This is a genomic window from Kitasatospora sp. NPDC089509 (assembly GCF_044749365.1).
Classification (GTDB): Bacteria; Actinomycetota; Actinomycetes; order Streptomycetales; family Streptomycetaceae; genus Kitasatospora.
This window is the reverse complement of sequence record NZ_JBIVHS010000019.1, coordinates 82,520-96,145: the sequence shown is the minus strand read 5'-3', so window position 1 is coordinate 96,145 and position 13,626 is coordinate 82,520. Positions and strand designations below refer to the sequence as shown.

Sequence of the window (13,626 nt, the reverse complement as noted above, 5' to 3'; positions counted from 1 at the left end):
GTCAGCCCGCCATCGGGGTGACCGGGGGCGCCACCTCGTCCGCGGTCAGGACCTTCTCCACCGAGGGCTTGGCGGCGGCTCCGGTGCCGGTCAGCCGAACCTGGAACATCGGCTGGAGGAGGGCGTGGTCCTCGGCACGAACCGTGGTCCGGCCCTTCACCCCGTCGAAGCTCCAGCCCTCCAGCGCCTTGACCAGGGCCGAAGTGTCGTCGGCCGAGCCGTGGTTGGCCTCGACGGCGTGCACGATCAGCTGGGCCGCGGTGAAGCCGTCGGGGGTGAAGATGTCGGTCCTGCCACCGGCAGCGGTGACGGCGTCGGTCATGGCCTTCTCCACCGGGGTGCCGGCGGCGCCGTCGAAGTAATGGTCCAGGAAGGAGATCTTCTCGCCGGCCGGGCCGAACAACGGGTAGGAGGCGGCCATGTCCAGGCCGGTGACGACCTTGGTGGCGGCGAACACGTCCTGCTGGTTGAGCGCCGTCCACAGGGCGGACGCCGTGTCGCCGGCCCAGGCGACGAACAGCAGGTCGGGCTTGGCGGTCCTGGCCTGGGTGGCGAAGGGGGTGAGGTCGGTGGCGCTCGGCGGGGCGAGCACCTGGTCCACCGTCGCCCCCTGGGCGCCGAGCACGGCCTTCACGGCGGCCACGTTGGCCTGCCCGAAGGCATTGTCCTGAGCGAGCACGGTGACCTTCTTGCCCTTGGCGTCACCGATGAACGAGGCCGCAGCCCTGGTGTCCTGGTAGGACTGGCGGCCGGAACGGAAGGTGTACTCGTTCAAGCCGGTGACCTTGTCGGCGGCGGCCGGGCCGCTGATGAAGAGCACCTTGTTCTGGGCCGCGATCGGGCCGACCTGGAGGGCGACACCGGAGGCGGTGGAACCGGCCAGGACCTTGTAGCCCTTGCCGATCAGGTCCTTGGCGGCGGACACCGCCTTGGCCGGGTCGCCCGCGTCGTCCTGCTCCTCGAACTCGATCCGGTGCCCGTCGACCTCGCCCGTGCCCTTGGTCGCGTAGCTCAGGCCGGCTTTGAACCCGTCCAGGTACTGCTTGCCGTAGGCCGCCAGCGGGCCCGTCCTGGAGTACACCAGGCCGACCTTGACCGGGGCCTTCGCGTCACCGCCGCCCGCGGCGGCCGTCCCGGCGGTGCCCGCCTTGGCGCAGCCCGCGGCGAGCAGGAAGCAGGCCGCGACGGCGGCGAGCCTCCGCGCCGGGCCACCGGTCAGGGCCCGGCCCGGGCGGGCGCCGGAGGCGGTCCTGGAGGGGACTGTGGTGCTGCGCATGGTGACCGACTCCTGGGGGTGCGGCGGGGTGGATGCCGGAACCGTAGGTGTGCGGTGGGACCTGCGACATGTGCCCGGTCGACGTAGCAGCCCACCGTGATGTGGCTCCGGTCGCCATACCGCCGCCCGGACGCCGCGCCCCGGATGGCCGGATGTGGTCTGCCGACAGGAGTCCGTGCCCGTCCATGGCGGCGGCCGCCATGGCCGCGGCGGCCCGTGCCCGGCGACGGTGGAAGCGGCACTGCGGCGGTGGAGCCGGAGCACCGGCGGTGGAGGCGGCGCGGGTCCGGGCGAGGGCCGATACGCCCGCCGGCCGCCCGGGCCCGGACGCACCCCTGTGCTGCCGTGCGCCGCCGTACCGCACCACGCCGCACCACGGCCCGGCTCGCCCCAGCGCGCCACGTCCGTCCGGCGCGCGAACCACGTCCCCTCCCTCCCACACCCCTCATGAGGTGATCCCTTGGACAAGGTCCTGGACTCCCCCGCCGTCGCGGTCGCGGACGTTCCCGACGGCGCGGTGCTGGCCGTCGGCGGCTTCGGCCTGTGCGGCATCCCGAGCACGCTGATCGGTGCCCTGGTGGACGCCGGTGCCACCGGGCTGCGCGTGGTGTCGAACAACTGCGGGGTGGACGACTGGGGGCTGGGCCTGTTGCTGCGGGCGGGCCGGATCGCCCGGATGACCTCCTCCTACGTCGGCGAGAACAAGGAGTTCGCCCGGCAGTACCTCAGCGGGGAGCTGGAGGTCGAGCTGACCCCGCAGGGCACGCTGGCCGAGCGCCTGCGGGCCGGTGGAGCGGGCATTCCGGCGTTCTTCACCCCGGCCGGCGTCGGCACCCAGGTCGAGGAGGGCGGGCTGCCCTGGCGCTACGCGGCGGACGGTTCGGTGGTGCTGGCCTCACCGCCCAAGGAGGTACGGGAGTTCGGCGGCCGCCGCTACCTGCTGGAGGAGGCGATCACGGCGGACTTCGCCCTGGTCCGGGCGGAGGTGGCGGACCGGCACGGCAACTGTGTGTTCCACGCGGCCGCCCGCAACTTCAACCCGCTCTGCGCGACGGCCGGCCGGGTCACCCTGGTCGAGGCGGACCGGATCGTCGAGCCGGGCGAGCTGGCCCCGGACGCCGTGCACCTGCCCGGGGTGTACGTCGACCGGGTGGTGCCCGCCGACCCGGCCGACCGCCGCATCGAGCGCCGAACCGTCCGCCCCGCCCGTCAGGAGGTCTGACCCCATGCCCGCCACCACCCCGACCACCACCGCCCCGACCACCCCGACCACCCCTCCCGCTTCCGCCCCGCTCGACCCGCGCAACGCCCTGGCCGCCCGCGCCGCCCGGGAGTTGCGCGACGGGCAGTACGTGAACCTGGGTATCGGCCTGCCCACCCTGATCCCCGACCACCTCCCGCCGGGCGTCCAGGTGGTGCTGCACTCGGAGAACGGCGTCCTCGGCGTGGGCCCGTTCCCGGTGGAGGGCACCGAGCACCCGGACCTGATCAACGCGGGCAAGGAGACGGTGACGATCGCGCCCGGGGCTTCGTACTTCGACTCCGCCTTCTCCTTCGGCATGGTCCGGGCGGGTCGGATCGACGTCTCGGTGCTCGGCGCGATGCAGGTGTCCGCCACCGGGGACCTCGCGAACTGGACGGTCCCCGGCCGGATGGTCAAGGGCATGGGCGGTGCGATGGACCTGGTGCACGGTGCCCGTCGGCTGATCGTGGTGATGGAGCACACGGCGCGGGACGGTTCCCCGAAGATCGTCCGGGAGTTGTCGCTCCCCGCCACCGGTCGGCGGGTCGTCGACCGGATCGTCACCGAGCTGGCGGTCGTCGACGTGACCGCGGAGGGGCTGCGCCTGGTGGAGACGGCCCCGGGCGTGAGCCCCGCCGAGGTGCGGGCGGCCACCGACGCCACCCTGCTGCCCGCACTCTGAGGCGTAGCGAACCGCCAGGGCTCCGAACCGCCAGGGCTCCGAACCGTCAGCGCCCCGAACCGCCCGAGCCCCGAACGCCCCGAACCCCCAGAGCCCAGACCCTCCGGCCGGACCGCCCCCGTGGGACAACTCACCCCGGCGGTCCGGCCGTTCGCCTGCCCCCGATGGCATCCGCCAACCATCACGGTGTCGAATTCCCCTGCATTAGCACCATCGCAAGCCACCGTGGCCAGGAACCGTAGTATCTTCACGCTTGCGCAGCGCTCGTCTGTGGGAATGGTTGCGATCAGCGTTACGCTCCGGGAGAGTTGAGCAAGCCAAAGGATCCTGCCGCACCCGGAGGGGAAGCTGGATAGCGCACCGGGATCCCGCATTCGAAGCCGCCGCGCAGGCCCATGCCCGAACCGGTCGCACACACATCGTGCGCCGGGCTCCACGTGTTGGATTCCCGTTGCCGGAGAGCGAGTTGCACGGCCCGGAAACTGCGGGACGGCCCGCAGTTCGCCGGGCCGCGTTCCACCCGGGCGGCTCCGGGGCGAGGCGAGCAACGCCGAGCACAGTACGCCGCAATACTCCGGGGGGAGCACGCCATGACCATTCCGTCCTCGCGACGAGAGGACGCCGGAACGGCCGGACCGGGTCACACCGGGGGCCGGACCGAGGGTCGAGCCGAGGGGCGGTCCCGCGGCCGCACCCGAGCGCGCCGCCGGGACGAAGGGCCGCTCGCCGGGCAGCTGGACGAACAACCCGACGGACAGCCCGGCGGACAACTCGACGAGGCCGCGCTGCGCGGCCTGCCGGTGCCCGAAGCCCCGTACGACTACGGCCACTTCAGCCGCCTGGCCGGTCCGGCGGTCGATCCGGACGAGGACCGGGAGCTCGGCGGCGGGGTCTACCGGCCGGAACCGGGCAGCAGCCGGGCGCCCTCGGCTCCAGCGGCAGCAGGACCGGGATCCGCGGAGCCGGCCACCCCCTACCGGGTCCAGTACCGCAGCCTGCTGCGCCACGAGCCGCACCGGATCCGGGCCGCCCTGCTGCTGGTGGCCGCGCCGCTGGTGGAGGCGATCCTGCTGGTCTGGCTGCTGCTGCCGTCGCACTGGCCGGAACGCCCCGACGAGACCAACCTCCTGGTGCTGCTCGGCGACAAGGTGATGATCGGGATCATCGCCGTGGTCGAGCTGTTCCGGCTGGTCAACGTCGTCTCCAACACCCACGCCACCCTCGTCGCCCGGGACCCGATACCGGTGACGCCGGAGTCCGGCACCCGGGTCGCGTTCCTCACCACCTGCGTGCCGGGCAAGGAACCGCCGGAGCTGGTCCGGACCACCCTCGTGGCGGCGCGCGCGGTCCGGCACGAAGGTCCGTACGACGTCTGGCTGTTGGACGAGGGAAACGATCCTGCAATGCGGGCCCTGTGCACCGAGCTGGGTGTCCGCCACTTCAGCCGGGCCGACCGCCCGCACTGGAACCGGCCGAAGGGGCGGTTCCGTGCCGGGACCAAGCACGGCAACTACAACGCCTGGCTCCAGGCCCACGGCGACGACTACGACTTCTGGGTGTCCGTCGACACCGACCACGTACCGCTGCCCGACTTCTGCGAGCGCATGCTCGGCTACTTCCGCGACCCGGACGTGGCATTCGTGGTCGGCCCCCAGGTGTACGGGAACTACCGGAGCTCGGGTTCGGCCGTCACCAAATTCTCCGAGAGCCAGCAGTACCTCTTCCACGCCCTCATCCAACGCGCCGGAAACCGTTACGGCGCACCGATGTTCGTCGGCACCAACAACGCCGTCAGAATCCGCGCGCTCCAGTCGATCGGCGGGTTGTACGACTCCATCACGGAGGACATGGCGACCGGTCTGGAGTTCCACCGGAGCCGGAACCCGGAGACCGGGGACCGCTGGAAGTCCGTCTACACCCCGGACGTGCTCGCGGTGGGGGAAGGCCCTTCCTCCTGGACCGACTTCTTCTCCCAGCAACTGCGCTGGAGCCGCGGCACCTACGAGACCCTGCTCACCCAGTACTGGCGGGTGCTCTGGCGGCTCTCACCCGGCCGACTGCTCAACTACTCGTTGATGGTGGGCTTCTACCCGATGGCGGCGCTCACCTGGCTGCTCGGTGGCGTGTCCAGCGTGCTCTACCTGTGCTTCGGCGCCTCCGGCGTCCACGTCTCCTCGGAGATCTGGATGATGCTGTACAGCGACGCCGCCGCCCTCCAACTCCTGCTCTACACCTGGAACCGCAAGCACAACGTGAGCCCGCACGAGCCGGCCGGCTCCTCCGGGGTCGCGGGCATGGTGATGTCGGCGCTCTGCGGTCCGGTGTACGCGGCCTCGCTGCTCCAGGCGCTGGTGCGCCGCCGCAGCCGCTTCGTGGTGACGCCCAAGGGCCGTTCGACCAGCGCCGACCGGCCCGGCACCTTCCGCTACCACCTGTTCTGGACGCTGGTGTTCGGCGGTGCCGTCGCCGCGTCCTTCCACACCGGCTACGACCACGTCGCGATGCGCACCTGGGCCTGCATCGCGCTGGCCCTGACCCTGCTGCCACTGCTGATCTCGGCCGGTGACGCCGTCCGCCGGCGGCGCACCCGGCCCACCGCCACCCTCACCGTGACCGGTGGTCCGTCGGCCACCCCGACGGTCGTCCTGGAGAAGCGCCGCCCGCGCCACGCCCGTACGGCCTCCCCGCTCGGCACCTCCCCGCTCGACAGCCCGACGCCGCACGCCTCCCCGCTCGACCGCCCGACGCCGCACGCCTCCCCGCTCGACAGCCCGACGCTCCAGCTCCGCCTGCCCGGGTCCGACGAGCGCACGCCCACCCACTGACCCCGTCCCGCCCGCCATCCGAGGGGACCACCACCGTGAAGATCCACAAGACCGGCCGCACCAAGCGCTTCGCCCTCGGCAGCACCGTCGCGCTGACCGTCGCCGGGATGAACGCCCCGGCCGTCCTCGGCTTCGCCAGCGACCAGTACCACCAGTACGTGATCAACCGCCCCGAGTACAAGGCGCAGTACGGCCACTGGCAGACCCTGTCGCTGCCCTCCGAGTTCCGTGTGAACGCCGTGCACGCGACCCTGCTGCGCACCGGCAAGGTGCTCATCGTCGCCGGATCCGGCAACGACGAGAAGCAGTTCAACGCGGGCACCTTCAAGAGCCTGCTCTGGGACCCGGCGAAGAACACCTACAAGCTGATACCCACCCCCGCCGACATGTTCTGCGGCGGCCACACCTCGCTCCTGGACGGCCGGGTGCTGGTGGCCGGCGGCACCCAGCGGTACGAGAAGCTGGACGGCGCGGTGAAGAAGGCGGCCGGCGTGATGCGGGTGCGCAACGAGAGCCCGGAGCGCGCCCGCACCTTCCCCAAGGGAACGGTGTTCGTCGGCCCGAACGGCCGCGAGTACGCCAGCACCGTCGAGGTGACCGTCCCCGCCGCGACCAAGACCGGCTCCGGGAAGCAGACCGTGGTCACCGCCGGCGAGCAGCACGTGTTCGTGGAGGCGGTCGGCGAGGGCGCGGCCTACGTCACCAACTCCTCCGCCCAGTACCGGATCAAGGGCCTGACCGGCGTCGACGCCCACAACCTGTACGGGCAGAGCGACAAGCTGAACCTGGACAAGCAGGACTACCAGGGCATCCGCGCCGCCTTCGAGTTCAACCCGGACACCGAGCTCTACGAGCAGGTCACCGACATGGCGCAGGCCCGCTGGTACCCGACCCTGACCGGGCTGGGCGACGGCCGGGTGGTCACCGTCTCCGGCCTGGACGACACCGGGCAGATCCTCAACGGCAACGACAACGAGGTCTACGACCCGAAGACCAAGAGCTGGGCCAAGGCCCCCGACCGCTACTTCCCGACCTACCCGTCGATCTTCCTGACGGCGAGCGGCAAGCTGTTCTACTCCGGATCCAACGCGGGCTACGGCCCGGCCGACAAGGGCCGCCAGCCCGGCATCTGGGACCTGTCGAACGACGGCTTCCAGCCCGTGCCCGGGCTGCGCGACCCGGAGCTGACCGAGACCTCCTCCTCGGTGCTGCTGCCGCCCGCGCAGGCGCAGAAGGTCATGGTGCTCGGCGGCGGCGGGGTGGGCGAGTCCCCGTTGTCCACGGCCCGCACCGACATCGTCGACCTCACCGCCCCCAAGCCCGCCTTCACCCCGGGCCCCGACCTGCCGGCCGGCGGGACCCGCTACCTGAACAGCGTGATCCTTCCGAACGACACCGTGTTCACCACCGGCGGCTCCAGCGGCTACCGCGGCCGGGGCGACAGCGACCTGCTCAAGGCGCAGGTGTACCACCCGGATTCCAACAGCTTCAGCACCGCCGCCGAGCCCACCGTCGGCCGCGACTACCACTCCGAGGCGCTGCTGCTGCCGGACGGCCGGGTCGCCGTGCTGGGCTCCAACCCGCTGTTCGCCGACAAGGCCGAGACCCAGCCGGGCGGCTTCGAGCAGCGCATCGAGATCTACACCCCGCCGTACCTGTACCACGGCGACCGCCCGGAGGTGACCGCGGCGCCCTCGGCGACGAAGCTCGGCGGGACGGTGAAGGTCGGCACCGCCCGGCCGGACGCGGTGGCCACCGCCAAGCTGATCCGGCCCAGTTCGGTGACCCACGTGACCGACGTCGAGCAGCGCTCGGTCGCCCTGGACATCGCCGGGCGCACCGCCGACGGGGTCTCGCTCACCCTCCCGGGCAACCCGAACCTGCTGCCGCCCGGCTGGTACATGCTGTTCCTGACGGACGCCGCCGGCACCCCGTCGGTCGCCCGCTGGATCCAGGTCACCGGGTGACGCGAACCGCCCGGCCGCGCCCCAGTGCACAGCCGCACCTCACCGCCCGGCCGCGCCTCACCGCCCGGCCGCGCCTCACCGCCCCGCCGCGCCTCAGTGCACAGCCGCCTGCTGCGCCAGACCGAGGGCGTACGGCAGCCAGAACTGCCCCGCCCGGGGCTCGCCGCGGCCGCACTCGCCGTCCGACTCCCCCGGGTTCTTGATCCACAGGTAGGCGTCGACCCCGGGCCGCCCGGTGTCGGCGGTCGGCGCCTCCCCGAGCGCCCGGCCGGGCGGGTTGCACCAGGAGTCGGCGCCCGCCGAACCGTTGCCGCTGCGGCTGGTGTCGATGACGTAGTGCTTCCCGCCCAGGGCGGCGGAGAGCCGGTCGCCGTAGGCCACGTTCCGGTCGGTCGGGTAGAAGTTGGCCACGTTGACCGCGAAGCCGTCGGCCGCGGCGATGCCGGACTTGCGCAGCGCGCCGGCCATCGCGTCCGGGTCCTGTGCCCAGCCCGGGTTGCCCGCGTCCAGGTAGACCCGGACATTGGGATTCTTCTTCAACTCCTGGACGGCGAAGGCCAGCAGACCGTACCGCTCGGCGGCCAGGTCGCCCTTGAGCCCGCAGCCGTCCAGGGTGTGGGCGACGGCGTCCGGCTCCAGCACCACCCAGGCCCTGCGGTCACCGAGGGCCTGGGCGACACCGCTGATCCAGGCACGGTAGGAGGCGGCGTCGGGAGCGCCGCCGGCCGAGTACTGGCCGCAGTCCCGGTGCGGGATGTCGTACGCGACGAAGACGGCCGTCCGGCCTGCCTCGGCGGCCCGCCGGCTCACCTGCTCGGCGATCTGCTGGGCGCCCTGTTCGCCGAGCCACTGCGAGGAGGGCTGGCCGGCGATCCGCAGCAGGGTGTCGGCCTCGGCCGAGCGGCCCTGGCTGCGCAGCGCGGCGACCTGCTGGGCGGCGTTGGTCCGGTCGGAGACGTAGAAGGCCTGTCCGGGCAGCTGGTTGAGGCCCGGGACGTCACTCGTCGGCTGTGCGGCGGGGGTTCCGGCACCGCCGGAGCCGCCGGGGGCGGCGCCCGCCGGGCCGCCGTCCGAGCCGCTGCAGCCGGAGACCGCGAGCATCGTCAGGCCCGCGAGCAGCGCGGCCCACCGAAACGTTCCTGCCCGTCCCACCCCGCGCACGTACCGCTCCTCCGGTCCGACCCCCGCCCCACCGGACCGGTCCGACGACCGGCCGGCACCAGCTAAGCACACCCGACCCCGGCGGACGGCCCACACCGGTGAACGGCAAGTGGCCGTGGTCGAACGGGAATCCGTCCCGTCCGGCCACGGCCACCCGGCCCGACCCGGAAGCCGCCCCTCCGGAGGTCGGTTCCCGCAGTCGGATCCTGCGGTCAGTTCCCGCAGTCGGATCCTGCGGACAGTCCTGCGGTCAGTCCTGCTTCAGGTTCGGCACCTGCCAGTCGATCGGCTCGCCGCCGAAGCCGTCCAGCGCCGCGTTGATCTGCGAGAACGGGCGGCTGCCGAGGAACAGCTTGGCGGACAGCGGCGACGGGTGCGCGCCCTGGACCACCACGTGCTTCTCGGTGTCGATCAGCGGCAGCTTCTTCTTGGCGTAGTTGCCCCACAGCACGAAGACCACCGGCTCCTCGCGCGCGCTCACCGCCTTGATCACCGCGTCGGTGAACTTCTCCCAGCCCTTCGCCTTGTGCGAGTTGGCCTCGTGCGCGCGGACCGTGAGCACCGCGTTGAGCAGCAGCACGCCCTGCTCGGCCCAGTGCATCAGGTAGCCGTTGTCCGGGGCGGGGATGCCCAGGTCGGCGTCCAGCTCCTTGAAGATGTTGCGCAGCGAGGGCGGCGTCTTCGTCCCGGGCAGCACCGAGAAGCTCATGCCGTGCGCCTGGCCGTTGTCGTGGTACGGGTCCTGGCCGAGCACCAGCACCCGGACCTTGTCGTACGGGGTGGCGTCCAGCGCGGCGAACTCCTGGCCGCTCGGCGGGAACACCTCGTGCTCCGCGCGCTGGGCCGCCACGAAGGCCGCCAGCTCGGCGAAGTACGGCTGCTCCACCTCGGCGCCCAGCACCTCGCGCCAGGACTCGGGCAGCTCCAGCCCGCCGCCCTCGCCGGCCTCGACCACGCCCGCCTCGACCGTGTCCGTCACGACATCTACCTCCCACACCGCGGCTGCTGCGCCGCCCGCCCTCTTACACCCCGAACGCTACACAGCCCCACCGACAACTCACTCCACGGGAGCCGACGCAGGAGCGGTCCCGGCGGCCCCGACAGCCCTGACAGCCCCGACGGCCTCGCCCGATGCCCCGGCCGGAACCGGAGCACCCGCCGACGCCCGCACCACCCGTAGGTGTTCCACCCCGTTGAGCAGCACCAGCAGCACCGCCAGCGTCACCAGCACCCCCAGCGCCGGCAGCCGCACCATCGCGGGCAGCAGCCCCAACACCACCACCGCGGCGGCGATCCGGGTCGTCGACAGCCGGCGGAACATCATCCAGCGGGTGTACCCGAAGGTCAGCAGGTACAGCCCGCACCCGCCGTACAGCAGCGCCACCGACCCGGTGCCGAGCGCCTGCCACGGGTCCGCGACCGTCTCCTCGAAGCCGACCGCCACCCCGATCACCCCCGCCGCCAGTGCCAGGTGCCCGTACTGGAAGATCCGCCGGACCACGTCCCGGCGCGAGTCGGCGACCTCCACGGCGTGCCGCATCGCGTCCGCCGCGTACACGAAGTACTGCCACCACAGCCCGGCCGAGATGGTGAACGCCGCGGCCACGGCGACCAGTTCGGCCGCGTCCAGCCGGACCCGGGCCGCCGTCGCACCGATCCCGACCACCGTCTCGCCGAGCGCCACCAGCAGGAAGGTGGCGAACCGCTCCGGCATGTGCGACGGGTGGTAGGCGACGGTCGCGAGCCGCCGCCGGAACACCAGCGGCGCGGCCAGGTCGCAGAGCGCGGCCGCCGCCCAGAGCGCCAGCCGGGGCCCGTCCGACAGCAGTCCGCCGACCAGCAGCAGCGGCCCGCTGACCAGCACCCCCGCCCCGTACGGGCCGCGCCACACCCCCGGGACCCGCACCAGCAGGAGCAGCAGCACCACCCTGGCCAGCCAGTACGCGGCGCCGAGCAGCAGGCCCCGGCGGCCGTACGCACCGGGGACGGCGAGCGCCATGAACAGGCCGGCCATCCCGACCAGCAGGATGCCCAGGCGGTCCCGCAGGTTGTCCACGTCCCGGATGTTGGCCTGCACGGTGGTGCCGACCCAGCACCAGTACACCGGCACGAACACCACCAACGCCCGGACCAGGCCGGTCAGGTCGTGCTGGTGGTGCAGCAGCCCGGAGACCTGGGTGATCGCGAAGACGAAGACCAGGTCGAAGTAGAGCTCCGCCCAGGTGACCCGCTTCTCCTCCGGCCCGACCCCCGGACCAGACCCCGGTTCGCCCCCCGCCGCTTCCTCCGGTTCGGCCCCCGTCGCTTCCCCCGCCGTGCTCATCCGCCCGCCCCTCCCCGACCCCGTACGGAACGAGCCCCGCCCCGGCGCTCGGCCGGGGCGGGGCTCGCGACTGCACCGCAGAGGCTAGACCAGCTCGACCAGGTCCGCGATCGACTTGACCACCCGGGTCGGCCGGTACGGGAAGCGCTCCACGTCGGTGGCCGAGGTCAGGCCGGTGAGCACCAGGATGGTCTCCATGCCGGCCTCCATGCCCGCGACGATGTCGGTGTCCATCCGGTCGCCGATCATCACGGCGGTCTCCGAGTGGGCGCCGGCGGTGTTCAGCGCCTCGCGCATCATCAGCGGGTTGGGCTTGCCGACGAAGTACGGTTCGACGCCGGTCGCCTTGGTGATCAGCGCCGCGACCGAGCCGGTGGCCGGCAGCACGCCCTCGGTGGAGGGGCCGGTCTCGTCCGGGTTGGTGCAGATGAACCGGGCACCGGAGTTGATCAGTCGGATCGCCTTGGTGAGCGCCTCGAAGGAGTACGTCCGGGTCTCGCCGAGGACGACGTAGTCGGGGTTGTTGTCGGTCAGCACGTACCCGGCCTGGTAGAGCGCGGTGGTCAGGCCCGCCTCGCCGATCACGTACGCGGTGCCGTTCGGGCGCTGGCTCTTGAGGAACTTGGCGGTGGCCAGGGCGGAGGTCCAGATGCACTCCTCCGGCACCTCCAGGCCCATCCCGGCCAGTCGGGCACTGAGGTCGCGCGGGGTGTAGATGGAGTTGTTGGTCAGGACGAGGAAGGGCTTGCCGGACTCCCGCAGCCTGCGCAGGAACTCCTCCGCCCCGGGGATCGGCGTGCCCTCGTGGATGAGGACCCCGTCCATGTCGGTCAGCCAGGACTCGATGGGCTTGCGCTCTGCCACGTGCGTGTCTCCCGAAGTGTTGCAACGTCTTGCGATGGGCCCTGACCCCGCACAGCCTAATCCGCGCAGGTGGCCGGTGACAGGACGTCCCGGTGGCCGGGATGCGGCGGGCGGGATGCGGTGGCCGGGATGCGGCGGGCGGTCGGCGGAAACCGGGAGCAACCGGGCGCCTCGTGATTGAGTGGGGCGCATGAATCCGCAGCCCGCTTCCGCTCCCCTCCGCGTCGGCCTGATCGGCTACGGCCTGGCCGGCTCCGCCTTCCACGCCCCGCTGATCGCCACCACCCCGGGCCTGCGGCTGGACGCCGTGGTCACCGCCAACCCGGAGCGGCGCGAGCAGCTGCGGCGCGAGCACCCGGGCGCCCGCGCCGTCGACACCCCGGAGCAGCTGCTCGCCGACCCGGACGCGCTGGACCTGGTGGTCGTCGCCTCGCCCAACCGCACCCACGCCCCGCTCGCCCGGGCCGCGCTGCGGGCGGGCCTGGCCACCGTGGTGGACAAGCCGCTGGCCGGCACGGCCGCCGAGGCGCTGGAGCTGTGCCGGCTGGCCGAGGACCGGGGCGTGCTGCTGTCCGTGTTCCAGAACCGGCGCTGGGACGGCGACTTCCTCACCGCGGGCCGACTGGTGCGGGGCGGCGCGCTGGGCCGGGTGCACCGCTTCGAGTCCCGCTTCGAGCGCTTCCGCCCCAAGCCCAAGGCGGGCTGGCGCGAGCTGGCCGACCCGGCCGAGGTCGGCGGCACCCTGTACGACCTGGGCAGCCACCTGGTCGACCAGGCGCTGACCCTGTTCGGACCGGTCGAGACGGTGTACGCGGAGGTCGACGTGCGGCGCGACGGCGCAGTGGTGGACGACGACGCCTTCCTCGCCCTGACCCACGCCTCCGGCACCCGCTCGCACCTGTGGACCAGCGCCATCACCCCGCTGATCGGCCCCCGGCTGCGGGTGCTCGGCGACACCGCCGGGTACGTCAAGCACGGCATGGACCCGCAGGAGGCCGAGCTCCGCTCGGGTCGGCGCCCGGACGGCGCCCACCCGTGGGGCGCCGACCTGCCCGAGCACTACGGCACCCTGGGCACCGACGAGTCCGCCATCTCGCTGCCCACCGACCCGGGCGACTACCCCGCCTTCTACGCGGGCATCGCGGCCGCCCTGGCCAGCCCGGGCACCCCGCCCCCGGTCGACCCGCGCGACGCGGTGGCCACCCTCACCGTCCTTGAGGCCGCCCGCACTTCGGCGGCCACCGGCAAGGCGGTCCGGCTGGCCTGACGGGTCCGGGCCGGGCCG

Annotated in this window: 10 protein-coding genes; 5 read left to right on the top strand and 5 right to left on the bottom strand. The window is 72.8% G+C overall.

The window, feature by feature from the left end:
• Window position 1 precedes the first annotated feature (1 nt).
• Window positions 2-1,276 (bottom strand): substrate-binding domain-containing protein, encoded by a 1,275-nt coding sequence (locus ACIP4P_RS31590; RefSeq protein ID WP_400924322.1) that lies wholly within the window; start codon window positions 1,274-1,276, stop codon window positions 2-4.
• A 460-nt stretch (window positions 1,277-1,736) separates the two neighbouring features.
• Between ACIP4P_RS31590 and ACIP4P_RS31585 the strand changes: the two genes are divergently transcribed.
• From ACIP4P_RS31585 to ACIP4P_RS31570, 4 genes are all read left to right on the top strand, one after another.
• Window positions 1,737-2,498: a CoA transferase subunit A gene (locus ACIP4P_RS31585; RefSeq protein WP_400924320.1), complete on the top strand. Its 762-nt coding sequence runs from the start codon at window positions 1,737-1,739 to the stop codon at window positions 2,496-2,498.
• A gap of 4 nt (window positions 2,499-2,502) precedes the next feature.
• A complete protein-coding gene (locus ACIP4P_RS31580) occupies window positions 2,503-3,201 on the top strand; it encodes a 3-oxoacid CoA-transferase subunit B (protein WP_400924318.1) in 699 nt (232 codons plus the stop codon).
• 590 nt (window positions 3,202-3,791) lie between these two features.
• Window positions 3,792-6,026, top strand: a complete 2,235-nt coding sequence (locus ACIP4P_RS31575) for a glycosyltransferase family 2 protein (protein ID WP_400924316.1) — start codon at window positions 3,792-3,794, stop codon at window positions 6,024-6,026.
• A gap of 35 nt (window positions 6,027-6,061) precedes the next feature.
• Entirely contained in the window at window positions 6,062-7,993 is a 1,932-nt protein-coding gene (locus ACIP4P_RS31570; RefSeq protein ID WP_400924314.1) for a galactose oxidase-like domain-containing protein, read from the top strand.
• A 93-nt stretch (window positions 7,994-8,086) separates the two neighbouring features.
• On the opposite strand, the gene ACIP4P_RS31565 is transcribed toward ACIP4P_RS31570, so the two are convergent.
• The 4 genes from ACIP4P_RS31565 to ACIP4P_RS31550 form a co-directional block, all read right to left on the bottom strand.
• Window positions 8,087-9,154, bottom strand: a complete 1,068-nt coding sequence (locus tag ACIP4P_RS31565) for a glycoside hydrolase family 6 protein (RefSeq protein WP_400924312.1) — start codon at window positions 9,152-9,154, stop codon at window positions 8,087-8,089.
• 250 nt (window positions 9,155-9,404) lie between these two features.
• The gene (locus ACIP4P_RS31560; RefSeq protein ID WP_350516384.1) at window positions 9,405-10,133 is read right to left on the bottom strand and encodes a uracil-DNA glycosylase; all 729 of its coding nucleotides are present in this window, start codon (window positions 10,131-10,133) and stop codon (window positions 9,405-9,407) included.
• Between the two features lie 78 nt (window positions 10,134-10,211).
• A complete protein-coding gene (locus ACIP4P_RS31555) occupies window positions 10,212-11,477 on the bottom strand; it encodes a low temperature requirement protein A (RefSeq protein ID WP_400924310.1) in 1,266 nt (421 codons plus the stop codon).
• Between the two features lie 84 nt (window positions 11,478-11,561).
• Window positions 11,562-12,341, bottom strand: a complete 780-nt coding sequence (locus ACIP4P_RS31550) for an HAD-IIA family hydrolase (protein WP_350518130.1) — start codon at window positions 12,339-12,341, stop codon at window positions 11,562-11,564.
• 190 nt (window positions 12,342-12,531) lie between these two features.
• Between ACIP4P_RS31550 and ACIP4P_RS31545 the strand changes: the two genes are divergently transcribed.
• Window positions 12,532-13,608, top strand: a complete 1,077-nt coding sequence (locus tag ACIP4P_RS31545; RefSeq protein ID WP_400924308.1) for a Gfo/Idh/MocA family oxidoreductase — start codon at window positions 12,532-12,534, stop codon at window positions 13,606-13,608.
• Window positions 13,609-13,626: the final 18 nt, after the last annotated feature.